Origin of the sequence: Pseudomonas sp. RIT-PI-r, assembly GCF_001297015.1 — a bacterium.
Classification (GTDB): domain Bacteria; phylum Pseudomonadota; class Gammaproteobacteria; order Pseudomonadales; family Pseudomonadaceae; genus Aquipseudomonas.
In genome coordinates this window covers 152,852-176,639 of the sequence record NZ_LIGE01000022.1, presented here as the reverse complement: position 1 = coordinate 176,639, position 23,788 = coordinate 152,852, and the positions used below count along the sequence as shown (strand labels likewise).

General features: G+C 58.1%; 25 protein-coding genes and 2 pseudogenes. 9 read left to right on the top strand and 18 right to left on the bottom strand.

Annotated features, from left to right (window positions below):
• Nucleotides 1-339: 339 nt before the first annotated feature.
• The 3 genes from AK821_RS08905 to AK821_RS08895 form a co-directional block, all read right to left on the bottom strand.
• Complete coding sequence (locus AK821_RS08905) at nt 340-1,362, bottom strand: AbrB family transcriptional regulator (protein ID WP_064389325.1); 1,023 nt, start codon at nt 1,360-1,362, stop codon at nt 340-342.
• Between the two features lie 170 nt (nt 1,363-1,532).
• The gene (locus AK821_RS08900; RefSeq protein ID WP_064389324.1) at nt 1,533-1,955 is read right to left on the bottom strand and encodes an HD domain-containing protein; all 423 of its coding nucleotides are present in this window, start codon (nt 1,953-1,955) and stop codon (nt 1,533-1,535) included.
• A 15-nt stretch (nt 1,956-1,970) separates the two neighbouring features.
• Nucleotides 1,971-2,360, bottom strand: a complete 390-nt coding sequence (locus AK821_RS08895; protein WP_064389323.1) for a hypothetical protein — start codon at nt 2,358-2,360, stop codon at nt 1,971-1,973.
• A gap of 165 nt (nt 2,361-2,525) precedes the next feature.
• Here AK821_RS08895 and AK821_RS08890 point away from each other — a divergent pair, with 165 nt between their 5' ends.
• The gene (locus AK821_RS08890; RefSeq protein ID WP_064389322.1) at nt 2,526-2,957 is read left to right on the top strand and encodes a hypothetical protein; all 432 of its coding nucleotides are present in this window, start codon (nt 2,526-2,528) and stop codon (nt 2,955-2,957) included.
• Nucleotides 2,958-3,034: 77 nt separating this feature from the next.
• On the opposite strand, the gene AK821_RS08885 is transcribed toward AK821_RS08890, so the two are convergent.
• The 8 genes from AK821_RS08885 to AK821_RS08850 all read right to left on the bottom strand — a co-directional run bounded on the left by AK821_RS08885 (nt 3,035) and on the right by AK821_RS08850 (nt 11,290).
• Entirely contained in the window at nt 3,035-3,319 is a 285-nt protein-coding gene (locus tag AK821_RS08885) for a hypothetical protein (protein WP_064389321.1), read from the bottom strand.
• Between the two features lie 192 nt (nt 3,320-3,511).
• Nucleotides 3,512-3,847 carry a hypothetical protein gene (locus AK821_RS08880; protein ID WP_064389320.1) on the bottom strand — a complete coding sequence of 112 codons (336 nt, stop codon included), beginning with the start codon at nt 3,845-3,847 and terminating at the stop codon, nt 3,512-3,514.
• 79 nt (nt 3,848-3,926) lie between these two features.
• A complete protein-coding gene (locus AK821_RS08875; RefSeq protein WP_007919295.1) occupies nt 3,927-4,352 on the bottom strand; it encodes a hypothetical protein in 426 nt (141 codons plus the stop codon).
• 666 nt (nt 4,353-5,018) lie between these two features.
• Nucleotides 5,019-5,570: a hypothetical protein gene (locus AK821_RS08870; protein ID WP_064389319.1), complete on the bottom strand. Its 552-nt coding sequence runs from the start codon at nt 5,568-5,570 to the stop codon at nt 5,019-5,021.
• A 55-nt stretch (nt 5,571-5,625) separates the two neighbouring features.
• Nucleotides 5,626-6,174, bottom strand: a complete 549-nt coding sequence (locus AK821_RS08865; RefSeq protein ID WP_007950154.1) for a cupin domain-containing protein — start codon at nt 6,172-6,174, stop codon at nt 5,626-5,628.
• Between the two features lie 630 nt (nt 6,175-6,804).
• Nucleotides 6,805-8,088, bottom strand: a complete 1,284-nt coding sequence (locus AK821_RS08860) for an NAD(P)/FAD-dependent oxidoreductase (protein ID WP_064389318.1) — start codon at nt 8,086-8,088, stop codon at nt 6,805-6,807.
• Nucleotides 8,089-8,137: 49 nt separating this feature from the next.
• Nucleotides 8,138-9,628, bottom strand: coding sequence for an aldehyde dehydrogenase (locus tag AK821_RS08855; protein ID WP_064389317.1), 1,491 nt, complete (start codon nt 9,626-9,628; stop codon nt 8,138-8,140).
• A gap of 285 nt (nt 9,629-9,913) precedes the next feature.
• A complete protein-coding gene (locus AK821_RS08850; RefSeq protein ID WP_007918694.1) occupies nt 9,914-11,290 on the bottom strand; it encodes a glutamine synthetase family protein in 1,377 nt (458 codons plus the stop codon).
• Nucleotides 11,291-11,572: 282 nt separating this feature from the next.
• Here AK821_RS08850 and AK821_RS08845 point away from each other — a divergent pair, with 282 nt between their 5' ends.
• The 5 genes from AK821_RS08845 to AK821_RS08825 all read left to right on the top strand — a co-directional run bounded on the left by AK821_RS08845 (nt 11,573) and on the right by AK821_RS08825 (nt 16,883).
• A complete protein-coding gene (locus AK821_RS08845; protein WP_064389316.1) occupies nt 11,573-12,334 on the top strand; it encodes a gamma-glutamyl-gamma-aminobutyrate hydrolase family protein in 762 nt (253 codons plus the stop codon).
• A gap of 370 nt (nt 12,335-12,704) precedes the next feature.
• Nucleotides 12,705-13,847, top strand: coding sequence for an ABC transporter ATP-binding protein (locus tag AK821_RS08840; protein WP_064389315.1), 1,143 nt, complete (start codon nt 12,705-12,707; stop codon nt 13,845-13,847).
• Between the two features lie 29 nt (nt 13,848-13,876).
• Nucleotides 13,877-14,758 (top strand): ABC transporter permease subunit, encoded by an 882-nt coding sequence (locus tag AK821_RS08835; RefSeq protein WP_177330943.1) that lies wholly within the window; start codon nt 13,877-13,879, stop codon nt 14,756-14,758.
• Nucleotides 14,755-15,630 (top strand): ABC transporter permease subunit, encoded by an 876-nt coding sequence (locus tag AK821_RS08830; protein ID WP_064389313.1) that lies wholly within the window; start codon nt 14,755-14,757, stop codon nt 15,628-15,630. The genes AK821_RS08835 and AK821_RS08830 overlap by 4 nt, the downstream gene beginning before the upstream one ends.
• Before the next feature lie 155 nt (nt 15,631-15,785).
• Complete coding sequence (locus AK821_RS08825; RefSeq protein ID WP_064389312.1) at nt 15,786-16,883, top strand: polyamine ABC transporter substrate-binding protein; 1,098 nt, start codon at nt 15,786-15,788, stop codon at nt 16,881-16,883.
• 236 nt (nt 16,884-17,119) lie between these two features.
• Here AK821_RS08825 and thpR read toward each other — a convergent pair whose 3' ends face one another.
• Nucleotides 17,120-17,641 (bottom strand): RNA 2',3'-cyclic phosphodiesterase, encoded by a 522-nt coding sequence (gene thpR, locus AK821_RS08820; protein WP_064389311.1) that lies wholly within the window; start codon nt 17,639-17,641, stop codon nt 17,120-17,122.
• A 108-nt stretch (nt 17,642-17,749) separates the two neighbouring features.
• Between thpR and AK821_RS08815 the strand changes: the two genes are divergently transcribed.
• Nucleotides 17,750-17,944, top strand: coding sequence for a hypothetical protein (locus tag AK821_RS08815; protein WP_064389310.1), 195 nt, complete (start codon nt 17,750-17,752; stop codon nt 17,942-17,944).
• Between the two features lie 248 nt (nt 17,945-18,192).
• On the opposite strand, the pseudogene AK821_RS08810 reads toward AK821_RS08815, so the two are convergent.
• Together AK821_RS08810 and AK821_RS08805 are read right to left on the bottom strand one after the other, a co-directional pair.
• Nucleotides 18,193-18,545: pseudogene (locus AK821_RS08810) on the bottom strand (DUF1428 domain-containing protein).
• A 2-nt stretch (nt 18,546-18,547) separates the two neighbouring features.
• Nucleotides 18,548-19,630 (bottom strand): hypothetical protein, encoded by a 1,083-nt coding sequence (locus AK821_RS08805; RefSeq protein ID WP_064389309.1) that lies wholly within the window; start codon nt 19,628-19,630, stop codon nt 18,548-18,550.
• A gap of 308 nt (nt 19,631-19,938) precedes the next feature.
• Between AK821_RS08805 and AK821_RS08800 the strand changes: the two genes are divergently transcribed.
• Nucleotides 19,939-20,214, top strand: a complete 276-nt coding sequence (locus tag AK821_RS08800; protein WP_064389308.1) for a hypothetical protein — start codon at nt 19,939-19,941, stop codon at nt 20,212-20,214.
• A gap of 59 nt (nt 20,215-20,273) precedes the next feature.
• Here AK821_RS08800 and AK821_RS08795 read toward each other — a convergent pair whose 3' ends face one another.
• Nucleotides 20,274-20,477 (bottom strand): hypothetical protein, encoded by a 204-nt coding sequence (locus AK821_RS08795; RefSeq protein ID WP_007918829.1) that lies wholly within the window; start codon nt 20,475-20,477, stop codon nt 20,274-20,276.
• A gap of 352 nt (nt 20,478-20,829) precedes the next feature.
• Between AK821_RS08795 and AK821_RS08790 the strand changes: the two genes are divergently transcribed.
• On the top strand, nt 20,830-22,155 hold the full coding sequence (locus AK821_RS08790) for an OprD family porin (protein ID WP_064389307.1): 1,326 nt from the start codon (nt 20,830-20,832) through the stop codon (nt 22,153-22,155).
• Nucleotides 22,156-22,375: 220 nt separating this feature from the next.
• Here AK821_RS08790 and AK821_RS08785 read toward each other — a convergent pair.
• The 3 genes and pseudogenes from AK821_RS08785 to AK821_RS08775 all read right to left on the bottom strand — a co-directional run.
• Nucleotides 22,376-22,744: pseudogene (locus AK821_RS08785) on the bottom strand (DUF6124 family protein); the annotation flags it as partial.
• A gap of 242 nt (nt 22,745-22,986) precedes the next feature.
• Nucleotides 22,987-23,319 carry a DUF2790 domain-containing protein gene (locus AK821_RS08780; protein ID WP_064389306.1) on the bottom strand — a complete coding sequence of 111 codons (333 nt, stop codon included), beginning with the start codon at nt 23,317-23,319 and terminating at the stop codon, nt 22,987-22,989.
• Nucleotides 23,320-23,397: 78 nt separating this feature from the next.
• Nucleotides 23,398-23,601, bottom strand: a complete 204-nt coding sequence (locus AK821_RS08775) for a co-regulatory protein PtrA N-terminal domain-containing protein (RefSeq protein ID WP_064389305.1) — start codon at nt 23,599-23,601, stop codon at nt 23,398-23,400.
• Between the last annotated feature and the right edge of the window lie 187 nt (nt 23,602-23,788).

The window sequence follows — 23,788 nt, the reverse complement described above, 5'->3', positions numbered from 1 at the left end:
CGCCGAACTCAAGTTTTGAACAGCCCACAATCGGCTCCCTTTCCCCCTCGCCCCCCTGGGACTGACCGAGTTTTTTTTCGAGCTACGCCGACCTGGGATATCGAGCCGACCTCAAGTTTTGAACAGCCCACAATTGGCGCCCTTTCCCCCTCGCCCCCCCCTGGGACTGACCGAGTTGTTTTTTCGAGCTACGCCGACCTGGTATATCGAGCCGAACTCAAGTTTTGAACAGCCCACAATCGGCTCCCTTCCCCCTCGCCCCCCTTGGGGGAGAGGGCTGGGGTTGAGGGGGATGGATCTAACTGACACGCCGCAACATGCAGGCATCAGTAGCTCCGGTCAGGCTTCTTCGCGTGCCCGACGCAGCTGCACCAACAACGCCGGCGCAAAATGCAGCAACACCATCCGGCTCAAATGATGCGTCAGGATAAACACCACATTCAGCCCACCACCAAACGCGACAATCGCAATCGTCTCTATCGCCCCCGGCATGTACGCCAGCCACAGCGACAGCGGATCACTGCCCAACCAGCGCGCCGCCACTTCAGCAAATACCGCCGCAACCACGATCATCAACCCAACCGAGACCAACGCCGTGCGGCCATGGCGCCCCAGTTCCGCGACGCCAAGCCCCTGAAACCTTGAGCCGATCCGCACGCCGAGTATCAGCGCGGCCAGATTCAGGCTCCAGTCCGGCATGTGAAACCCGTGCAGCCATCCCGATTTCACAAACACTGCCGTGATGATGATCGCGGTAAGCATGAACGGCGCCGGAACGCCGATCACCAGCAGCAAGCGCCCGAGCAGTACGCTCAACGCGATCACCGAAAACGCGGTCAGTGCCATGCCTGTGGTCAGTGGATCACCGTCGGCGACGGCTACCGCAGCGGCCTGGCCGGGAATCAGGAAACTCACCAGCACAGTGATCAGCAGCAGGCGCATCAAGTGCACGATGATGACCTTGCTCGACGCCTTCTCCGATTCAAGCAAATCAAACACCGCTGCCAGTGCGCCGGGGTAAACCGCCAACAGTGCATCGGTGCGGTTCCAGCCTGCGCCGCGTGTCAGCCACCATCCGGCCAACGCGATTTGCACCGTTAGGCAAATCAACAACACACCAAGGCTCGGCAACATCGTTGACGCCGTCTCGCTATCCCACGCTTCGAACATCAACCCAGTGGCGATGCCCAGCGTGACCTGGATGTAGCCAAGTCCATAAGGGGTTGCCGGGGCGATGCCGGTTTTGCTGGCGAACAACGCGGTGACCACAATCGACCCCAACAACAAACCGTGGGGCACACCTTCGAACTGCAACAGCGCGCCGAAACCGGCCGCAATCAACAAACACAGAATGGATTTCATAGTCGCCTTCCTGGCTATTTACCTGACACACCACAACCCCGTGTAGGAGTTGCCGAAGGCTCGGGCCGCGATCGGACGATCTTTTGACTTTGTTTTTGAAGATCAAGATCAAAAGATCGTCCGATCGCGGCCCGAGCCTTCGGCAGCTCCTACAGGGGATGTATTCGTTTTCAGCCGCGCAAGCGGCCAATCGCCCGCCGATATTTCTCGATCCGCTCCAGATCCTCCCAACTCGGCGAGGCAATTCGCGACAGGTCGCTGTTCTCCTCCAGATCCGCCAGTTTCACCACCCGACCGATCGGGTTCTGCGCGGCGCGGTCTACGAAGTCTTCATAGGATTCGCCCGGCACTTTGGTCACGGACTCGATAGCGCTCAAAACCTCTTCGCTAAAACCTTCCTCACGCAAGTCATCGAGGCTGACCCCGCAATCCTCAACCACATCGTGCAGCACAGCGACGATGCGTTGTTCCAGCGTGCTCATGCGCAACATGACTTTCAGCGGATGCAGAATGTACGGCGCGCCGCCCTTGTCGACTTGTCCGGCGTGAGCCGTGGCGGCGATGGTGATTGCACGTTCGAGGGTTTGCGTCATGGGATTCTCCGAAGGTTAAACGCCGTATCGGCCGCCGACATGGATGTTGCGCTTGAGCCAGTTGCCGATAGCCTTGAGGCGCCCGACTGGTTCGGCTGGCGCGGAATGACGCTGAAGAATCAACGACACTATGGTGATTTGGTCTGCTTGCGGATCGGCATCGATTATCTGAGCGACCCAGGCGCAATCAGCCTTTCTCAGATGTTCACGCCAATCGCCGGGCCAGGCGTCCAGCTCATCCAGCGCCAGCCACCGCGCACCACCCTGCTCGGCATGCCCGCCGCCTATTGACTGCTCGAAACACAAAGGCGTGGCCGGCCGGGTCAGGTCGAGGCTGAAAATATAGACGTCGTGGGTTTTATGTTGCGGCGTGGGAGCGTTGTTGCGGCTACCGATGACCATCATGGCGATGTTCCATTCCTTGGGCGCTAATGTTTCCGATTGTTTCGCAGTGTACGCCACGGGAGCAAATCAAAAACCCGATGGAACCTCCCTCCTCTACGCCGCCTCGAAACTTTAAAGCGCCAAAAATCACCGATCAGACACGGCGCCCCTGAAGAGGAAACCCCGATGAACATTCGCTTCCTGCTTCTGATCGCCAGCTTCGCCGTCATCCCCACCTGCGTCATGGCCGAAGGCTGCGACGTCCAGACCCAATCCTCCAGCGCCTCGGTGCCAGCCGTAGAAACCCACAGCTGCTATGAATACGAAGGCATGCCGGTCAACTCAATCGACTGGTCGTGCAGCAACGAAAGCAAAGACATGCTCAGCAGCACTAAAACCAAGGTTGAACACTGCGCCGATCACTACCAGGCCTCGTGTATCGCCACCATAACCCAGGAATCCCTGGCCAACCCGCACTCCACCAGCAAAGACAAGAATGCCAAAGCGTTGAACATCCCCGACAACGCGCAAGTGACCACGTATTACTACGACGTGGAGCATTTGGCGCAGGCACGGATTGATTGTGAGAATGGCGGCGGGCATTGGAAGGCGAAGTAAGCGTTTGATATTTGCGCTGGCGATACGCAAAGAAAAGCCCGGCTCAAAAAACCGGGCTTTTCAGTGTGCGACATTCATTAGCCGCCACCGCTACCGCCACTGCTGCTACCGGACGTTTGCCCGGCACCACTGGGCTTGGTGGCTGAAGGCACCGGTCCGTTGTCAGTCTTGCCGCCGTCGCCACCTTTGGGTAGCGAATCAGCATCTGGATCGGCATTGGTGGCGGGGGACGCCGGGTCGCGAGTCTGGCTAGTGCCGTCGTTCGCTGTCGGGGTGGACGTTTCGCCGGCCGCGATTGCATACAGCGAACTACCGGACAGCAACGCCGCGAGGGTAAACACCGCGATTTTATGGTTCAGCATGGGGACTCTTCCTTTGCTGGGTGAGTTACAGCATTTGAAGAGTGCCTGGCACGAAGGTGCGGTGTATTGGATGAATGGTCATGGTTTAAGCGAAAAAAACCGGCGCCTGTTCAGGCATCGGTTTCCCCTATTGGTGACAGGAACCGGATATCAGTGCTTCACACTGGCTGCGCAGAATCTTTAAATCGGCACTCATTCTTTGGGCGTACTGACCAAGCAGGCAGAGAAATATTTGTTCTGGAATTCAGTGGTCGCGGCCGTTTGCTGCTCCGCGGTTTCGCGCCGTGGCTCTTCATACGCATCTTGAATGAGCCTCTGGTACATCTTGGTGATCAACTTATTCTCATTTTTTTCCGAAATGTCCCAAAGCGTCGCCATGGGAGCGCCATCCTGACGCGCCTGCATCACGACCATCGCGGCGTTTTCCAAGATCTTGCAGCCTTTCAGATATTCGGTTTTTGAGATGGCTTGTGCGGAAAAGCTGCAAGTAACTAATGCAGCACAGAGAAAGAGACGATTACGTAGCACAGTGGTCTTCCTTGGAAAAATGGCCCGGGACTTTATCATTGATATCGCAATGCCATCAATTCAACCTGATCTGCAAGGATCAACGTTTCAGGGCTTCGCAGCGAGTGCGCAGGTCATGGTTGTCGATATTCCCGCAACTGCTGCCGCCAGTCGTGGCGTTGCAATAGGCTCGTTGATCATGGTCATCGATGTTGCCGCAGGAGCTGTTGCCCTGCTCTGCGTTGCACCGCGCACGCAAGTCGTGATTATCGATATTGCCGCAACTGCTGCCGCTCTTCTTCGCGTTGCAATAGGCGCGCTGGTCGTGGTCATCGATGTTGCCACAGGAGCTGCCACCCAACTCGGCGTTGCACGAGGCGCGTAAATCGTGATTGTCGATGTTGCCGCAACTGCTGCCACTCTCCCGCGCATTGCAATAGGCTCGCTGATCGTGGTCATCGATGTTGCCGCAACTGGCGAACGTGTAACTGCTGAACATCAACAACATGGCGAGTAATAGTCTCATCACACATTTCCTTGGGTTGCCAGGTAACAGCCTGGCACTGGTTGATCCTGTTCAATGAGCGTCGCGACACGCCATCAAATTGACATCGCTTTTTAGGAAAGTTCCAAATCGAGGTGCGGATTTGAGTTCTGAAAAAGCGTAGAAAAAATGCGCCGTGTGGTGAGGGGATTCGTCCGTCGAGGGCATCGCCAGGATCCTAGTGCAGGATGTGAGTGATGTGTTTCGTATGATTGAGCAGCGAGGGTTTGAGCCGCCTCTTAAAAAGAACAGGTAAGGAAAGCGCGGGGCATTCCGCCTCCACGCAATTTCGATAATCTTTCTTTTCATAATCTGGGGATGGAAATAGCGATAGCGATTTTGATAGCGTCCGGATCAGCCATTGGCCATCAGCAGTTCGGTGAAACTTGAATTGCCGATTATTTAGTGAATCAAGGCTGTGTTTTTTCATTTCCCCCTTCAATTAATGTAAGGAAGAAAAAATGACAGACAGAAGACCTTTTAACCCAAACGTGACTGTACCGAAGCCTGGCGGTGGTGAGCAGCCTCGTTCCAGAAATAATGACGGTCAAGTTCGCGACAAGCGAAGTGATGCAGGTAAATCTAAAAAGAAATAATCCGCACTGGTGACAGATCACTTAATAAATAGATCTGTCACCTTTTCGTTCTTTACTCGCTGGTTTCTTTCAGCAATACCGTGATGGTGGCTAGTTTCTGATCGACATCAACGACACGAAAACTAAACGACCTTGAACCCAAATCAAAACTCCGACTCCAGCCTTTCGTCACTCTGACGGAGTAAACAGGAGATTCAGGCGTCTGCAAGTCTATCGAAAAATTCAAAGCCCCCTCAGGACCATTGGCTGACTTGACATAGACACTGAACGGCAGAGAGCTTTCATCCAGTCGTTGGCCAACATCTAAAACGCGAGTCTTATTCAGAGGCTTTGTCACACCTTTTCCAGGCAATTCATCGACCACTGACTGTTTTGCCTTTTCAAGTAACGAAAGACGAGACTCAAGCGTCGCCATTTTTTCTTGAAGCACGCCATACACATCAGGCGAGTTTTTTACCGTTCCGAAGTCGTGCCCCCACACACGAAAAACAACACCTCTTGATTCAGAGTACAACAACATCCCCGCAACTGTTGCAACAATCAAGAGTAAAGACAAAACCACAATCGGCAACGTCAGCTGTTTCCAAAATGCTCCATTTTCCATTTCGTTTTCCCTTACAAAAAACCAGAATAGCTATAGCTTTATCTTCAATTGCCAATCAAAAATTCGCCGGCGTATTCGCACTAATTATCTCAGCCTCATCCGCCCCAATATTCCGAAACTTATGCGGCAGCGTGGTCGGAAAGTAATACCCATCCCCCGCATTCAACACACTCACCGACCCATCCACCGTCAACTCCACCGTGCCACGGGTGACAAGCCCACACTCCTCGCCCTCAGCATGCACAATCGGCTCTTCCCCGGAACTCGCACCCGGTGCGTATTGCTCGCGCAGCAAGCGCATCTGGCGGCTGGGCACGGAGGCGCCGATCAGCAGCAGGCGCAGGCCGTGGCGGCCGAGGTCGGGTTGTTCGTTGGCGCGGAAGACGTATTGGTGTTCGCGCGGGGGTTGGTCGAAGGTGAAGAAGTCGGCCAGGGACATCGGTATGCCTTCGAGCAGCTTTTTCAGTGAGCTGACGGAGGGGCTGACGCGATTCTGTTCGATCAGGGAGATGGTGGCATTGGTCACGCCGCTACGCCGGGCCAGCTCGCGCTGGGAGAGTTTGTAGCTTTCGCGTACTAGTTTGAGTCGAGAACCCGTATCCATGACTGCCTTATGTGAGAAGTACTTAGGCTTTGCGCGAAAACTGCCTGCGCGACGATCATGCTGCGTTAAAAACAGGCTCGGAATGCTCATGTAGGGCCCTACACTCCGCTTCCTCGCCTGTTTTTGCCTTGCCTGATCGCCGCTCGGCGGTTCTCGCGCAGACCCACGGGTAATGGGGGTGGGTGGCGGGTGCCGCGCGAGGGGCGCGGATCACGTTGCTCCCGTGTCCCGGAACCGTGAAAGGCGGCTATTAAATCACGTTTGCCGGTGTTGCTCAGCAGGTTCGATGGACGGTGGGGCAAAAGTTCTTGTTGCCTTGGTAATACGGACCTGTAGGCCTTCGCCTGCTCGCGATTCGGTGGCACATCCAACATCAATTTGCCTGGATGACCGCCTTCGCGAGCAAGCTCGCTCCCACAGGGTTTGTGGTGTTTCTGTGGGAGGGATGGTGGCTGGGCTGGCCTCATCGCGAGCAGGCTCACTCCTACAATTTGATCTTTGGTGCTTCAGTCGGATTGATGTTGTTTTTGCTGGCCTCATCGCTGGCAAGCCAGCTCCCACACCTGGATATCTGCGGTGTTTCGATAAGAAAAACCGGCGGGGTCTTGGGACCGCCGCCGGGGAGGTAACCTAGAGGCCGAAGCGGTCGCGCAGCGAGTAGTAGACGGCGCCGAGGGCGGTGAGTGGCGCAGAGAAGGTGCGGCCACCGAGCATGGGCATATGCGGCAGCGATGCGAAGGCGTCGAAACGCTCGGCGTCGCCACGGATCATTTCCGAGATCAGTTTGCCGGCCAGGTGCGAGCAGGTGACGCCGTGGCCGCTGTAGCCTTGCATGTAATAGGCGTTCTTTTCGATGCGGCCGAATTGCGGCATGCGGGACATGGTCAGCAGGAAGTTGCCGGTCCAGCGGTAGTCGATTTTGACGTCTTTGAGCTGCGGGAAGGTCTTGAGGATTTTCGGGCGGATCAGTTGTTCGATGTCGTCCGGTTCACGCGCGCCGTAGACCACGCCGCCGCCGTAGAGCAGACGGTTGTCGGCAGTCAGACGGTAATAATCCAGCAGATAGTTGCAGTCTTCGACGCAGTAGTTGTTGGTGATCAGGCTGCGCGCCTGTTTCTCGGTCAACGGTTCGGTGACGACGATCTGCGAGCCGCACGGCATGCTTTTCGCGGTCACACGGTTGTCGAGGCCTTGTGGCAGGTAAGCGTTGCCGGCGATCAGCAGGTACTTGGCACGGACCTGGCCTTTGGCGGTACGCACAATGTTCGGCTCGCCGTATTTGATTTCCACGGCAGCGGATTGCTCGTAGATTTTGCCACCCAGACGCGTGATCGCCGCTGCTTCACCGAGCGCGAGGTTCAACGGGTGAACGTGACCACCCTGCATGTCCAGCAGACCGCCGACGTAAGCATCGGAACCGACTTCGCGACGAATGTCAGCCGCGTCGAGCATCTTCAGATTGCGGTTGCCATAACGTTCCCAGCCGCGCTTCTGCTCAGCCAGGCCGTTGAGTTGTTTCTTGTTCATCGCTGCGAAGATGCCGCCCGGGCGGTAGTCGCATTGGATGTCGTATTCCTTGATGCGCGAACGGATGATATCGGCGCCTTCGAAGATCATGCTGCCGAGGATTTCCGCGGTCTTGTCGCCGTAGCGCTCTTCGATCACGTCGACGTCGCGGCTGTAGGAGTTGACCAGTTGACCGCCGTTGCGACCGCTGGCGCCGTAGCCGACTTTCGCCGCCTCCAGCACCGTCACTTTGTAGCCGGCTTCGGTCAGGAACAGCGCCGAGGACAGGCCGGTGTAACCGGCGCCGATAATGCAGACATCGCACTCGACCGATTCTTCCAGAACCGGGAAGTCGATGACTTCGTTGCGGGTGGCGGCGTAGTAGCTGTTTACGTGTTGCTGTTTCATACGTTTCTCCGAGGGCCGCCAATAGAAGGCGACCACCGCTGTAATAGAGTCAGAGCTTGATCCAGGTCGCTTTCAGCTCGGTGTACTTGTCGAACGCGTGCAGCGATTTATCGCGGCCGTTGCCCGACTGTTTGAAGCCACCGAACGGTGCGGTCATGTCGCCGCCGTCGTACTGGTTGACCCAGACGCTGCCGGCACGCAGGCCACGGGCGAAGGTGTGCGCCTTGCTGAGGTTGCTGGTCCACACGCCGGCGGCGAGACCGAAGATGCTGTCGTTGGCGATCTGCAGCGCTTCTTCAGCGGTGTCGAAGGTGATCAGCGACAGCACTGGGCCGAAGATTTCTTCCTGGGCGATGGTCATCGCGTTGGTCACGCCGTCAAACAGCGCCGGTTGCACATAGAGGCCGCCGGTTTCTTCGAGGGTGCGTTGGCCGCCCGCGATCAGCTCGGCGCCCTGCTCGCGACCGATGCTGATGTAGCGCAGCACGTTGTCGAGTTGACGCTGATCGACCACAGCACCGACGGTGGTCGCCGGATCCAGTGAATGACCCGGTTTCCACGCTTGCAGCGCTTCCACCAACAGTGGAATGAACTGCTCGCGGATCGAACGCTCGACCAGCAAGCGCGAACCCGCCGTGCACACTTCGCCCTGGTTGAAGGCAATGGCGCCGGCCGCTGCTTGTGCTGCCGCGCGCAAGTCCGGTGCGTCGGCAAACACCACGTTCGGGCTCTTGCCCCCGGCTTCGAGCCAGACGCGTTTCATGTTGCTTTGGCCGGCATAAATCATCAGTTGTTTGGCAATCGCCGTGGAGCCGGTGAAGGCCAGCACGTCGACGTCCATGTGCAACGCCAACGCCTTGCCGACGGTGTGACCGAAGCCAGGCAGCACGTTGAACACGCCTTTCGGAATGCCGGCATCCAGCGCCAACTGCGCGATGCGGATTGCGGTCAGTGGCGATTTTTCCGAAGGTTTGAGAATGAACGAGTTGCCCGCTGCCAGCGCCGGGGCGAACTTCCAGCTGGCCATGATCAACGGGAAGTTCCACGGCACGATGGCCGCGACCACACCGGAAGGCTCGCGAGTGACGAGGCCCAGTTGATCGTGGGGTGTGGCGGCGACTTCGTCGTAGATCTTGTCGATGGCTTCGGCGCTCCAGCGGATCGCGTTGGCGGTCGCCGGGATGTCGATGCTCATCGAATCGCTGATCGGTTTACCCATGTCGAGAGTTTCCAGCAGCGCCAGTTCTTCCTGGTTCTGCAGGATCAGATCGGCGAAGCGGATCAGAATGCGCTTGCGCTCGGCCGGGGCTTTTTTCGCCCACACGCCGGATTCAAAAGACTGGCGCGCGACTTCAACGGCGAGGTTGGCGTCGGCTTCATCGGTGCTGGCCACGGAGGCGAGGAAACGGCCGTCGACGGGGCTCAGGCATTCAAACGTGTCGCCACTGATGGCCGGGCGGTATTCACCGTTGATGAATGCGCGGGCTTCGATGGTCAGGGACTGGAAGCGTTGTTCCCAGTCGTTGCGGGTCGTTGTCATTGTTGTGGCTCGACAAGGGGGATTGGGGGTGTTGTCTGGCTGCGATGTCTGGCTTGGGATAGCTGCCCTCACCCTAGCCCTCTCCCAGGGGTAGAGGGGACCGATTCGGGGATGCTCAGAATCTCCGCCGACCTGAAAAATCTTTGCCGAATCCATAATCGACTGGATCGTTCAGGTCGCCGGATATATCGATACAACCCGGTCAGTCCCCTCTCCCTCGGGGCGGTCCGACGTTTCGGGAGGGTTAGGGTGAGGGGCTCTTCAGCTTTTGAGGGCCTCAGCCAATCAAACCGTATGCAGATACCAGTTGTACTCAAGGTCAGAGATCGAGTTTTCGAACTCGGCCAGCTCGCTCTCCTTACACGCGACAAACACGTCGATGTACATCGGGTCGATGTAGCGGGCCATGACTTCGCTGTCGTCCAGCTCGCGCAATGCGTCACGCAGGTTGTTCGGCAGGCTCTGTTCGTTCTGCTCGTAGCTGTTGCCTTCGACCGGAGCGCCCGGCTCGATCTGGTTGGTCAGACCGTGGTGAATACCGGCCAGCACCGAAGCCATCAGCAGGTACGGGTTGGCGTCAGCGCCAGCCACGCGATGCTCGATACGCACGGCGTCGGCCGAACCGGTTGGCACACGTACCGCAACGGTGCGGTTGTCGATGCCCCAGCTCGGCGAGTTCGGTACGTAGAACTGCGCGCCGAAGCGGCGGTACGAGTTGACGTTCGGGCAGAGGAACGCCATTTGCGCAGGCAGGGTCTCCAGCACACCGCCGATCGCGTGACGCAGTGCGGCGTTCTGCTCGGGATCCTCGCTGGCGAAGATGTTGTTGCCTTCTTTGTCCAGGATCGAAATGTGCACGTGCAGACCGTTGCCCGCCTGGCCCGGATACGGCTTGGCCATGAAGGTGGTGTCCATCTCGTGGTCGTAGGCGATGTTCTTCACCAGACGCTTGAGCAGGACGGCGTAGTCGCACGCCTTGATCGGGTCGGAGACGTGATGCAGGTTGACTTCGAACTGTGCCGGGGCGCTTTCCTTGACGATCGCGTCAGCCGGAATGCCCTGCTCTTTCGCACCTTCGAGGATGTCTTGCAGGCAATCGACGTATTCGTCGAGATCGTCGATCAGATAGACCTGAGTCGACACCGGACGCTTGCCGGACACCGGCGAACGTGGCGATTGTGGACGGCCGTTCACGTTGTCCTGATCGATCAGATAGAACTCGAGTTCGAATGCTGCGCAGATGGTCAGCCCGAGGTCATCGAATTTGCGTACGACGTTGGCCAGCACTTCACGCGGGTCAGCGAAGAACGGCTGGCCTTCGATTTCGTGCATGGTCATTAGTAGTTGTGCGGTTGGGCGCTTCTGCCACGGCTCGATGCTCAGCGTGCCGGGGATCGGGTAGCAGATGCGGTCGGCGTCGCCGATGTCCAGACCCAGGCCGGTGCTTTCCACCGTGGAGCCATTGATGTCGAGGGCGAAAAGCGAGGCCGGCAGGTTGATGCCTTTCTCGTAAACCTTATGAAGACTGGTGCGTTCGATGCGCTTGCCGCGCACCACACCGTTCATATCCGCAATCAGAAGGTCGACGTACAAAACCTCAGGATATTTCTTAAGGAATGCGTTTGCTTCGTTGAGTTGAACGGTACGCAGAGGGACCGACATGATGCACCTATTTAGCTGTTAATTATTATGTTCACTGCTGTTTCGCCGAGCCAGTCAACCCGAACGGCAAAGTGAAGTCAATAGCGAACAGATGGCCGCTCAGGGTTTATTTTTCGGGCTTTTTTTAACACTTGCGTGCCAATACAGGCGCCAGAGCCCCGAGAATCATGAAGATATGATGAGCGGCGTTTAGAATTTTTTACATGGCAGTTGTTAATTAAAATCAACGAGGCTAAGCTCCGGAAAAGCTCGTTCAAGTGTCAAACTTCGAGGTGAATAAAAATGGCATTCAAGCCATTGATCGGCGTTACTGCGTGCGTCAAACAGATTGGCCTGCACCCCTATCACATCAGCGGCGACAAGTACGTACGTGCTGTCAGCGTTGGCGCTGAAGGGCTGCCAGTGGTCATTCCTTCCCTTGGCAACCTGACTGAAATCGAAGACCTGCTCGGTCAACTCGACGGTCTGCTGCTGACCGGCTCGCCCTCGAACGTGGAACCCTTCCACTATCAAGGCCCGGCCAGCGCTCCCGGCACGGATCACGATCCGGCGCGGGATGCCACCACCCTTCCTCTATTGCGTGCAGCCATCGCGGCGGGCGTTCCGGTGCTCGGCATTTGCCGTGGCTTCCAGGAAATGAACGTGGCGTTCGGCGGCAGCCTGCATCAGAAGGTGCATGAGCTGCCGGGCATGCTCGATCACCGTGAAGCCGATAGCCCGGATGTGGCCGTGCAATACGCACCGGCCCATGCCGTGACGGTATTGGCCGGCGGCGTGTTCGAAGCGCTGGAGTTGCCGGGCGAGTTCCAGGTCAACTCGATTCACAGCCAGGGCATCGACCGCCTCGCCCCCGGCCTGCGTGCCGAAGCAGTGGCGCCGGACGGTTTGATCGAGGCGGTCTCGGTCGAGCACAGCCCGACCTTCGCCCTCGGCGTGCAATGGCACCCGGAATGGCAAGTGCTCGACAACCCGAACTACCTGAAGATTTTCCAGGCATTCGGCGCGGCTTGCCGACAACGGGCGGCGCGGCGCAACCAGCGCTGATCCAACCCAAGAATACGTAACGATTTACTGCCCCCACGGACGTCGGGTGTGCCTGCGCGCATCCGTCATCCGTGAACAACAACACCCGTAATAACAACAAGTACGACCCAGGCAGCCAGGACGGCGGCGCCGAACAAGCCGGATCGGTACGGGTAATGCCAGTCAGGTAAACGCATTTCCCCTGTGGGAGCGAGCCTGCTCGCGAAAGCGGTGTATCAGCTAACAATGATGTCGACTGACACTCCGTATTCGCGAGCAGGCTCGCTCCCACAGGTTCTGCGCCATAGCTGACAGGCATCCCGTACAGGCTTGCAATCCACTTAAGCCCGGCCACATTGGCCCGGCGAACGAAACCTGTTGGGAGTTTCACATGGCAAACGCCTCCAGCACTTACAGGAAGGCACTTGAAGGTCATCAGCAACCGAAAAAGGTGCTGGTGAAAGTCGATCGTGTCACCAAGAAGTTCGACGAAACCGTGGCCGTGGACGATGTGTCCCTGGAGATCCATCAGGGCGAAATCTTCGCTCTGCTCGGTGGCTCCGGTTCGGGCAAATCGACCCTGCTGCGCATGCTCGCCGGTTTCGAGCGCCCGACCGAAGGGCGGATTCTGCTCGACGGCGTGGACATCACCGACATGCCGCCGTACGAGCGGCCGATCAACATGATGTTCCAGTCCTACGCGCTGTTCCCACACATGACCGTCGCGCAGAACATCGCCTTCGGCCTCAAGCAAGACCGTTTGCCCGCCAGCGAAATCGACGCCCGTGTCGATGAAATGCTGCGCCTGGTGCACATGACCCAATACGCCAAACGCCGCCCGCACCAGTTGTCCGGCGGTCAGCGTCAACGTGTCGCCCTCGCCCGCTCGCTGGCCAAGCGTCCGAAGCTGTTGCTGCTCGACGAGCCGATGGGTGCGCTGGATAAAAAGCTGCGTTCGCAGATGCAACTGGAGCTGGTGCAGATCATCGAACGCGTCGGCGTGACCTGCGTGATGGTCACTCACGACCAGGAAGAGGCCATGACCATGGCCGAGCGCATCGCGATCATGCACCTCGGCTGGATCGCGCAGATTGGCAGCCCGATCGACATTTATGAAGCACCGGTCAGCCGCATGGTCTGCGAGTTCATCGGCAACGTGAACGCCTTCGACGGCACCGTGGTGGAAGACCTTGAAGGTCACGCGATCATCCACAGCCCGGACTTGCAGCAGAAGATCTACGTCGGTCACGGCGTCAGCACTTCGGTGCAGGACAAGTCGGTCACCTACGCGATCCGTCCGGAAAAAATGCTTGTCAGCACCACTCAACCCGAGTTCCGCTACAACTGGTCCGAAGGCAAGGTGCATGACATCGCCTACCTCGGCGGTCACTCGGTGTTCTACGTCGAATTGCCCGGCGGCAAAATCGTCCAGTCGTTCATGGCCAACGCCGAACGCCGTGGCGCGCGTCCGACCTGGGACGACAAGGTCTACGTCTGGTGGGAAGACGACAGCGGCGTGGTACTGCGCTCATGAAAACCTTCAATCAGCAATTCCTGCGCCTGGTGCCCAGCGGGCGAAAACTGGTGATCGGCATCCCGTTCATCTGGCTGTTCCTGTTCTTCATGCTGCCGTTTTTTCTGGTGATGAAGATCAGCTTCTCGGAAGCCGCACTGGCGATCCCACCGTACTCGGAGATCTACACCTACGCCGAACAGAAATTCCAGCTGCTGCTCAACATCGGCAACTACACCATGCTCGGCGAAGACGAGCTGTACCTGTCGGCGTACCTCGGTTCGCTGAAGGTCGCGGCGCTGAGCACGATGATGTGCCTGCTGATCGGTTTCCCGATGGCTTACGCGATCACCAAGACCGGCAAGGAAACGCAAAACGTCCTGCTGCTGTTGATCATGATGCCGACCTGGACGGCGATCCTGATCCGCGTTTACGCGTGGATGGGCATCCTCAGCAACAACGGTCTGCTCAACGCGTTTCTGATGTGGACGGGGCTGACCGATCACCCGATCGAGATCCTCAACACCAACACTGCCGTGTATATCGGCGTCGTGTACGCGTATTTGCCGTTCATGGTGTTGCCGCTGTACGCCAACCTGGTGAAGCACGACGGTAGCTTGCTGGAAGCCGCGCAGGATCTGGGCTCGAGCAACTTCAACAACTTCTGGAAAATCACCGTGCCGCTGGCGAAGAACGGAATTATTGCCGGCTGCATGCTGGTGTTCATTCCGGTGGTCGGTGAGTTCGTGATTCCGGAACTGTTGGGTGGCCCGGAGACGCTGATGATCGGGCGCGTGCTGTGGCAAGAGTTCTTCAATAACCGCGACTGGCCGGTGGCATCTGCGCTGGCAGTGGTGATGCTGTTGATCCTGATTGTGCCGATTCTGCTGTTCAACCGCAGTCAGGCCAAAGAAATGGAGGCGCGGGGATGAAACGCTTCAATTTTTCCAAGTTCATGCTGATCTTCGGTTTGATGTTCATTTATCTGCCGATGCTGATTCTGGTGATCTACTCGTTCAACGCATCCAAACTGGTGACCGTGTGGGGCGGCTGGTCGGTGAAGTGGTACGTCGGCTTGCTCGACAACACGCAGCTGATGGGCTCGGTGGTGCGCTCGCTGGAAATCGCTTGCTACACCGCGATTGCTGCAGTGGCGTTGGGCACCCTCGCCGCTTTCGTCCTGACCCGTGTAACGCGCTTCAAGGGTCGTACGCTGTTTGGTGGTCTGGTGACCGCGCCGCTGGTGATGCCTGAAGTGATTACCGGTCTGTCGCTGTTGCTGCTGTTCGTGGCCATGGCGCAGTTGATCGGCTGGCCGCAGGAGCGTGGCATCGTCACCATCTGGATCGCCCACACCACGTTTTGTGCCGCTTATGTCGCGGTGGTAGTCTCCGCCCGCCTCCGCGAGCTGGATCTGTCGATCGAAGAAGCGGCGATGGACCTCGGTGCGAAACCGTTCAAGGTGTTTTTCCTGATCACCATTCCGATGATCGCGCCGTCGCTGGCGGCGGGCGGGATGATGTCGTTCGCCCTGTCGCTGGATGACCTGGTGTTGGCGAGCTTCGTTTCCGGGCCGGGTTCGACGACCTTGCCGATGGAAGTGTTCTCGGCCGTGCGTCTGGGCGTGAAGCCTGAAATCAACGCCGTGGCCAGCCTGATTCTGCTGGCGGTGTCGCTGGTGACGTTCCTGGTCTGGTACTTCGGCCGCAAGGCAGAAGCCAACCGCAAACGAGCGATTCAGGAAGCGATGGATCAAACCGCGAATGAGTCGTGGCAGCAACCGCAACAAGCCGCCACCGCATAACCCTGTAGGAGCCGCGGCACGCTGCGATCTTTTGACGTTGTTTTTGAAGATCAAAAGATCGCAGCCTCGTTTCACTCGACAGCTCCTACATAAGCAGGCGCTGTTAACCGAGTTTTGGCTTTGTGTTTTTGAATAAGAAGAATGGAGTTGTACCGATGAAAATGTTTGGCAGGACTCTGCTGACACTGTCCTTAATGGGCGCAATCGTCATGGGCGCCCAGGCCAACGACAAGGTGCTGCGTGTTTACAACTGGTCAGATTACATCGCGCCGGACACCGTCAAGAAGTTCGAAGACGAGACCGGCATCCGCGTGACCTACGACGTTTTCGACAGCAACGAGACCCTTGAGGCGCGCTTGCTGGCGGGCAAATCCGGCTATGACCTGGTCGTGCCGTCGAACAGTTTCCTGGCCAAGCAGATCAAGGCTGGCGTTTATCAGACGCTGGACAAATCGAAGCTGCCGAACTGGAAGAATCTCAACCCGGTGCTGCTGAAAAACGCCGCCGCCAGTGATCCGGACAACGCCCACGCGTTCCCGTACATGTGGGGCTCGATCGGCATCGGGTTCAACCCGGCCAAGGTCAAGGAAGTGCTCGGCGCCGACGCCCCGACCAATTCCTGGGACTTGCTGTTCAAACCGGAAAACGCTGAAAAACTGAAAGCCTGCGGCATCAGTTTCCTCGACTCGCCGACGGAAATGATCCCGGCTGCCCTGCACTACCTGGGTTACCCGGTGAACGACAAGGACACCGCGCACATCAAGGAAGCCGAGGCGCTGTTCATGAAGATCCGCCCGAATGTGGCGTATTTCCATTCCTCCAAGTACATCTCCGATCTGGCCAACGGCAACATCTGCGTCGCGGTCGGTTACTCCGGTGACGTGCTGCAGGCCAAGGCCCGCGCGGTGGAATCGGGCAACAACGTGGTGATCGACTACAGCATTCCCAAGGAAGGCGCCGGCAGCTTCTACGACATGGTCGCCATCCCGCGTGATGCCGCCAACGTCGAGAACGCCTACCTGTTCATGGACTTCCTGATGCGTCCGGACATCATCGCCGAGATCACCAACAGCAACGGCTACAGCAACGCCAACGCGGCGGCGACGCCACTGGTGGATGAAGCCATTCGCAACGACCCGGGTTCGTACCCGACAGATGCGGTGATGGCGACGTTGTATGCGGTGCCGGATCAGCCGATTGCCACCCAGCGGATCATGACCCGTGGCTGGACCCGGGTGAAGCTCGGTAAGTGAGCCGATGATCGTTCCCACGCTCCGCGTGGGAATGCAGTCCGGGACGCTCTGCGTCCCAAAGCGTGACGCGGAGCGTCACAAGAGGCGTTCCCACGCAGAGCGTGGGAACGATCAGTGTAAAAATTTCCCGTTCACGCAGCGCCTTACCACCGCTGCACCCTGCTATGAACGGCCTCACCTGGCTCCCTCGGTTCAGGTGAATTCTCAGGCGCCCTCGGGCGCCTTTTTTTGTACCTTCAGATCAGCGGCCAGTCTTGCAGAATCCGATAGCGGCCCTTGTGTGATTCGAACAAAGCAAAGCGTTCAGCGCGCAGAAGAAACTCCGGCGGCGTAGCGGATTCCGGCTCTGGCGCGCGGTACTCACGGGCCAGCGTCAGATGCGGGCGAAACTCGCGAGGCGTCTCTTCAAAGCCAAAAGGCAACATCGCCTGCTCCAGCGCATAGACCAGGCGCAACAACGCCTGCGGCGCCTGCTCCGGCGCCAGCGACAACACCCCGGCGCGATGCCAGACCTGCAAGCGATCCAGCGCAATCTTCAACGCCTCACCCGGCGTACGCACTTGGCCGGCGGCCTCGCAGACTTCGTTGATCTGCGCCAATGGCACCGCGCCGAGAAACAGCAGCGTCAGATGAAAATTGTCGGCCGGTACCGGTTTGCCGGTTCGCAAGCCCAGCTCTGCTCGCCATTGTGCAATCGCCTTGCGTTGCACCGGAGGGCAATCGAGGGCGAAAAACAGTCGCTTTGTTTCATCGGTCATGGCCCTGCTCCCCTGTTCATCGTGACCTGCCGGATTCTACACAGCCTGATCTGACGACTCGCGACAGGCAGCTATAGTTCAAGGATTGCCATCAAACCGGAGGCCGCCATGCGCGAGATCCTCAGCAAAGAACCGTGGTGGGCCCGACCGCCGCAACCCGGGCAGGATGAAAAGGAACTGGAATGGGGCTGGCTGGTGCACTACAGCGAGGGTGAGCCGCGCTTTGAATTCGTCCGCGAACGCCCGACGGACGAGCAGATCCGCGAGCGCAAAAGCTGCCGTATCACCCCCACATCGGAGTGAACACAATACCTGTAGGCCTTCGCCTGCTCGCGATGGCGGCAGGTCTGCCAATGAGGTGTTGAATGTGCAGACGCCATCGCTGGCAAGCCAGCTCCCACAAGGTCGTGCGGTGCGCCCACCATTGCTGGCTTCACAAAAAACCTGTGGGAGCTGGCTTGCCAGCGATAGCGGTGTGTTAGTCAATGACGATTTGAATGTGCAAGCGCCATCGTGAGCAGACGAAGGCCTACAAGAGATTTGCGCTGGCCTCAGGGTTCGAGGATGTTTTTAAAGCCGCCAAAGATCATCCGTTGGCCGTCAAACCCCATCGGGTTGACGTCCGGTTGCATGCGCGGGTCTTCCATCATTTTTGCCATGCCGGCATCACGGGTGGCTTTGTCCGGCCAGATCAGCCAACCAGCCGAAACCGTTTCGCCTTCCTCGAGTTTGACCGCCATCGGAAATGACGTGACTTTGCCGTCCGGCACGTCATCGCCCCAGCACTGCACCACGTCCTGCGCGCCGTATTCCTTGAACAGTTTCGCCGCGATATCGCAGTGTTTTTTGTACTGCTCACGATGGCAGTCGGCACCGGCGCCACAAAAATATCGATGTAAGCCATGATCATTCTCCTTGTACGTTGGGTTCGATCTGCTGACTGGTCGATTGCGGCGGTTGCCATTCGACATGATTCACACCCAACCCGACCGACGGCTCATCGCCCTCACCCAGATTGCGCTCAACCTGCCCGGCCATGTGCAATGTGCCGGCCATGACGCCAGTCGTCGGGTTCTGCACCAGTTTCAGCCAGGCTTTGTCGAAGGTGCTGCCAAGGCTGCTGCGGATCAACGCTTCGCTGTCGGGCCGATCATTGGCCTGGATAATCGCGCGAATGCCCGCCACACCCACCGAAATCAGCCCGCCAGCCAATTTACCTGCAGCGGCGGCAACCGCACTGGCAGCCCCGCGCGGGGCCATTTCCGCCTCCATCCGCTGGCTGGCACGCTTGGCCACCGGGGCCATGCCGGCATCCGTCGAGGCAATGCCCTTGGCGCCACCCTCGGTGTGGATCTTGTCGATCAGCGCGGCATACGCCGGCAAGGTGTTCAACGGCGCGGTGCTGATGACTTGCAGCAGCGACGCATCCCGTGCCGGCGGCGGGCCGAGGGCGATGGCCGGGATCTTCTGCAAATGCCCGTTGAGTTGCGCGACCGGCACGCCGTGACGCTGGGCGATGAGCGGCATCTGTTTGGCCATCAGTTGCGTATAAAACTCGGTGGCCTGTCCGAGGATCGCGTCCGGGTCGATCTCCACCGCCACCGGCGCCAGCACTCTTTCCTGATATTGCTCAAGCAGATACGCCGCCAGGCGCTTGGCTGAAGCATCCTGTTCGCCGCCAGCGCTGACCGTGTACCAACTGACCTTCATCGACAGCCATTCCTGGGTCCAGTAGCTGCTGAACCACGGGATGAAATTTTCTTCAGTTTGCTGATAGACGCGAGTACGCCAATGTTCCATCGAGCCACGGGCGAACAGCTTGACCTGCTCGGTGGACTGCTGCGAAGCGCTGACGATTTCGCGGTCGATCTGCTGCCAGGTCTGCGGCGAGACGAACACGGCTTGCGGCGCTGACACCGGTGCCCGCGCCGAGGTGGCGCAACCGGCCAGCAGCAACAGGGCGGCGACGAGCAGCGCACGCGGATTCACGGTAGGGGTTTCCTTCAAATTGGGAGGATGCAGATTTGAGTATAGGTGGGTCAATTCAGCCTGATGTTGGATGTACCGGCCTCATCGCTGGCAAGCCAGCTCCCACAGGGCCCCATGTTGTGAATGAGATTGTGTTTACAACACATATCCCTGTGGGAGCTGGCTTGCCAGCGATGGGGCCAGAAAATTCACCACAAATACCCGGACCATCACTGCCGTCGATATTCACCATCGCCACGAATGCCTTCCGCTCGCAGCCAACGAAAGGCACGATTGCCCCATCCGAGACACAACGAGGAGTTCACAACATGATTCACACCCACGTCACACTCTCCGTGAGTTTCCCGGTGTTCGGCAGCAACTATTACGATCAGCACGCCGTATCGCACAAGACTCAGGCGCTGGTGTTCAACGAAGATTTCGACGATCTGCTGATGCCTGCTGCGAGCAATCATTTCAGCAATGAAGTGGTCGGCATCAACGATCAATTCCGCTTTCTGAGCGACATTCTCGCCACCCATTTGCTGGACATCGAGGCCTCAAGGCCTGCGCGATCCAGCGTCCAGGCGAGCGCTCATTTTTAATTGAGAGGCAATGACAAAGGGCGTTCCTTGACGGGAACGCCCTCTGGCCGGTCAATCAATCAGTCATCATCCCGATCACGATAGTAACGACGGCCATCGCGGCGGTCATCGCGGTCGTCCCAGCGTCGATCATGATCGTAATTGCGCCCGTGATCGCGGTCGTAATGCCGGCCATGGCGGTGGTCATCATCAAAATCCGCGACACAGCCACCGAGCAATACGGCGGCGGTCACAGTCAGCAGCATCGTTGTTGCGCGCTTCATTCAACACATCCCTAAAACCAAGGTCTTGACGACGGAATCGGCCGCGCTGCCCACGCCCTCACCTTCGGGACGCGGTGCGCGCAGCCGCCCATACGACCGGGTAAAACCGTGTTGATTCAGTGGCCACTATCGACCGTTTGTCGCCCTGCGCGTTCGCCACATTTTCGGGTTGGCGGATCTGAATCGATACACCTGCACATGACGAAATTGTAACGCCCTCATCACCTTGGCGTTATCAGCAGCCTGCAACGATGTCACCCGGCGACCATCCCGGCGGCCCTTGCCTTGCCCGCCGCACAATAAAACCCACGCCGAAGCACGTTCCCGTTCTGCCCAACCTCAGGAGTGAATGATGGTTAACAATTCAAGAATGTCGATGGCCGCATTAGCGGTAGTGGCTGGTTGCGCACCATCCATAGTGTTGGCGGAGGACAAGCCGGAAGGCTTTATCGAAGGCAGCAGCCTGACGCTACTCAACCGCAACTTGTACTTCAATCGAGATCACCGCAACGGCCAGTCCAGCCCTACAGGCAATGGCTATTCAGAAGCCTGGGCACATGCGCTGATCGGCAAGTTCGAATCCGGCTTCACTCAAGGCACCGTCGGGGTGGGTGTTGATGCATTTGCAATGATCGGCTTGAAGCTCGACACCGGCGACGGGCGCAATGGTGGTCGCAGCTCGTTTGATGTGCTACCGGTCAACAGCGACGGCGAGGCGCGGGATGAATACACCAAGGTCGGTGGTGCGGCAAAAGTGCGGGCGTTTGATACGGTGCTCAGGATCGGCGATGTATTCCCGGCCAACCCGGTTGTCGCGGCAGGTGACTCACGCTTGCTGCCGGAAAGCTTTCGCGGTGTAACGGCGACCAACACCAGCATCGAAGGTCTGTCGGTACAGGGGGGGCGACTGCATGCAATGAGCCAGCCGGTGTCCAGCGACCTGCGTGAAAACTTCGCGACGTTCTACGCCGGACCGGTCAACTCACCGTGGATTGCTTATGGCGGCGGCGACTATGCGCTGAACAAGAACCTCAGCGTCAGCCTCTATTCCAGTCGCCTCAAAGACGCGTGGAATCAGTATTACGCCGGTACCGCTTGGACCTATCCACTGTCCGATGATGTGTCGCTGTTCGGTGGCCTGAACTATTACAAGGCCGTCGACGAGGGCAAACAACTGCTCGGCGAGTTCGACAACAACATCTGGAGCGGGCGCATTGGCGTGAAGCTCGGCGCCCACTCGGTCGCCCTCTCCCACCAGCGCAACAACGGCAATGACGACTTCGATTACCTGCGCCAGTCCGATTCGATATTCCTCGACAACTCGATCCAGTACAGCGACTTCAACTCGCCGAAAGAGCGTTCGTGGATGGCGCGTTATGACCTCGACATGAGCACTTACGGCGTACCGGGTTTGTCGTTCATGACCCGTTACGCGCGCGGTACGGATGCCGACTATTCCAACGCCAACGCGGTGTACATGCGCCGCGATGCCGAGGGCAATCCGCTGACCGATCAGAAGCGTTGGGAGCGCGATATCGAAGTCAAATACGTGGTGCAAAGCGGTTCGATGAAAGACCTGTCACTGCGCTTGCGCCAGGCCACCACCCGCGCCACGGCGTTCGAGTCGGATCTGGATGAAGTGCGGGTGATTGTCGAGTATCCGTTGGCGATTCTTTGATTGCGCGGTTGATGCAAATTCACCTTTAGAAGCTCCTTGCTCCTTTGGTAAGAGGTGAATCTTTTGGCGTCCTTCGGGACGCTTTTTTTATGTCTGGACTTCACTCGGTCAACTGTAGGAGTGAGCCTGCTCGCGATGGCGCTGGGCCAGTCGATGAAGATGTTGGCTGTACCGACGCTATCGCGAGCAGGCTCACTCCTACAAGGGTTATGCGGTGGACATCGACGTTATCCAGTGCTTCGTTCACCGCCAGTTCGCCGAGCATGACGACCTGAGCGATACCCAGCAGGGTCTCGCGATGGGTGCCGCCCAACAGCGCGGCGAAGTCGCCGAGCATCACTGTGGCCGAGGCCAGGGATTCGCTGGCGTTGGCCAGTAATGATTCGGTGTCGGCTTTGGGATTGACCAGGAACATCTGGTTGGGGATGTACGGTGCGGACATGATGGCGGCCGACGGTTTGAGCTAGAAGTCGAGGGCGCGGTCGGCGGCTTCGTGGAGTTTTCGGGTGTCGACGGAGGCGTAGGGGGATGTTGAGTTGGCGTCGGGGATTGCGTCTGTTTCTAGGGGATTTGGGGTTGGCTTTTTCATAAGGTTTTACTCAGCTTGAAAGTGGAGCTGGCCCTTTCGGTTCCAAGCGAAAGGGTGGCAGCTGTACGCAGATTGGAACCCGGGCAACTGAGCAAACCCGACAGACTCGAAGTCTCCCGCGCACAGAACGTGTAGGAGCTGCCGAAGGCTGCGATCTTTTGATCTTGATCTTTAACATCAAAGTCAAAAGATCGCAGCCTTCGGCAGCTCCTACAGGGGACCGCGTTTAGACTTTACAGATTTCAGCTGCCGCCGTTCCGACACACGCCCATCACGCTGTACTTGATGGTATTGATCTGGCCTTTGGAATCCTCGTAGGTCATCGCGGTGGGCACCACTTTGCACCCAGGCTGCGGCTTCACCACGCTCACCACTTTGACCACGTCCAGCTTCATGCCGTATTCGTAATCCTTCACCACCGGCGGCGTTTTGCCCTGATTGGCAGCGTACTGTTCCATGGCTTTGCTGTTGGCGCTGAGCGCGCGTTCAAAGGTGCGGTCACCACCGCCTTCAGCCAGCACATTCAGTGACATCGCCATGACAGCGGCGAATGCGATCAACTTGAGTAATTTCATATCCATTTCCTTCCCGTCCGGGCGTAAAAAAAGCCCGGCATCGATGCGCGATGAAGGGCTTGTTCAGGTGCAGCAGGCTTACAGATCGCGGGTTTTGTCGTCTTTCTTGTCAGTGACGACAACCGGGTTGCCGGCGGCTTTTTCCTTGGCGACAAACAGCTCCATGGAACGGTCGTTGTTGGTCATCATCCGCTCGAAAGTACGGTCGCCGCCGCCTTCGGCCAGGGCCACGGAAGAGATCACCAGAGCGACTGCGAAAGCACTGAGTTGGGCAAGTTTCATCTTTGATTCCTCGTTTAAGTAGCTGACGGGATCAAGGTAACAAGGCGCACCTTTCGTGACGGTGGCGGGGAAATTACATATCCGTTATCTCCCGGGCCCTCTTCTGAAGTCGAACACAAAACCTGTAGGAGTGAGCCTGCTCGCGATAGCGGTGGGTCAGTCAATGTAGATCTGACTGATAGACCGC

What these genes read in the sequence shown, in the direction of transcription:
- AK821_RS08800 (WP_064389308.1), top strand. Translation starts at nt 19,939, where the DNA reads ATGATTCACACCCACGTCACACTCTCCGTGAGTTTCCCGGTGTTCGGC.
- AK821_RS08845 (WP_064389316.1), top strand. Translation starts at nt 11,573, where the DNA reads ATGGCATTCAAGCCATTGATCGGCGTTACTGCGTGCGTCAAACAGATT.
- thpR (WP_064389311.1), bottom strand. Translation starts at nt 17,641, where the DNA reads ATGACCGATGAAACAAAGCGACTGTTTTTCGCCCTCGATTGCCCTCCG.
- AK821_RS08885 (WP_064389321.1), bottom strand. Translation starts at nt 3,319, where the DNA reads ATGCTGAACCATAAAATCGCGGTGTTTACCCTCGCGGCGTTGCTGTCC.
- AK821_RS08850 (WP_007918694.1), bottom strand. Translation starts at nt 11,290, where the DNA reads ATGTCGGTCCCTCTGCGTACCGTTCAACTCAACGAAGCAAACGCATTC.
- AK821_RS08855 (WP_064389317.1), bottom strand. Translation starts at nt 9,628, where the DNA reads ATGACAACGACCCGCAACGACTGGGAACAACGCTTCCAGTCCCTGACC.
- AK821_RS08815 (WP_064389310.1), top strand. Translation starts at nt 17,750, where the DNA reads ATGCGCGAGATCCTCAGCAAAGAACCGTGGTGGGCCCGACCGCCGCAA.
- AK821_RS08840 (WP_064389315.1), top strand. Translation starts at nt 12,705, where the DNA reads ATGGCAAACGCCTCCAGCACTTACAGGAAGGCACTTGAAGGTCATCAG.
- AK821_RS08865 (WP_007950154.1), bottom strand. Translation starts at nt 6,174, where the DNA reads ATGGATACGGGTTCTCGACTCAAACTAGTACGCGAAAGCTACAAACTC.
- AK821_RS08875 (WP_007919295.1), bottom strand. Translation starts at nt 4,352, where the DNA reads ATGAGACTATTACTCGCCATGTTGTTGATGTTCAGCAGTTACACGTTC.
- AK821_RS08900 (WP_064389324.1), bottom strand. Translation starts at nt 1,955, where the DNA reads ATGACGCAAACCCTCGAACGTGCAATCACCATCGCCGCCACGGCTCAC.
- AK821_RS08890 (WP_064389322.1), top strand. Translation starts at nt 2,526, where the DNA reads ATGAACATTCGCTTCCTGCTTCTGATCGCCAGCTTCGCCGTCATCCCC.
- AK821_RS08775 (WP_064389305.1), bottom strand. Translation starts at nt 23,601, where the DNA reads ATGAAACTTGCCCAACTCAGTGCTTTCGCAGTCGCTCTGGTGATCTCT.
- AK821_RS08795 (WP_007918829.1), bottom strand. Translation starts at nt 20,477, where the DNA reads ATGAAGCGCGCAACAACGATGCTGCTGACTGTGACCGCCGCCGTATTG.
- AK821_RS08860 (WP_064389318.1), bottom strand. Translation starts at nt 8,088, where the DNA reads ATGAAACAGCAACACGTAAACAGCTACTACGCCGCCACCCGCAACGAA.
- AK821_RS08905 (WP_064389325.1), bottom strand. Translation starts at nt 1,362, where the DNA reads ATGAAATCCATTCTGTGTTTGTTGATTGCGGCCGGTTTCGGCGCGCTG.
- AK821_RS08780 (WP_064389306.1), bottom strand. Translation starts at nt 23,319, where the DNA reads ATGAAATTACTCAAGTTGATCGCATTCGCCGCTGTCATGGCGATGTCA.
- AK821_RS08870 (WP_064389319.1), bottom strand. Translation starts at nt 5,570, where the DNA reads ATGGAAAATGGAGCATTTTGGAAACAGCTGACGTTGCCGATTGTGGTT.
- AK821_RS08830 (WP_064389313.1), top strand. Translation starts at nt 14,755, where the DNA reads ATGAAACGCTTCAATTTTTCCAAGTTCATGCTGATCTTCGGTTTGATG.
- AK821_RS08790 (WP_064389307.1), top strand. Translation starts at nt 20,830, where the DNA reads ATGGTTAACAATTCAAGAATGTCGATGGCCGCATTAGCGGTAGTGGCT.
- AK821_RS08895 (WP_064389323.1), bottom strand. Translation starts at nt 2,360, where the DNA reads ATGATGGTCATCGGTAGCCGCAACAACGCTCCCACGCCGCAACATAAA.
- AK821_RS08825 (WP_064389312.1), top strand. Translation starts at nt 15,786, where the DNA reads ATGAAAATGTTTGGCAGGACTCTGCTGACACTGTCCTTAATGGGCGCA.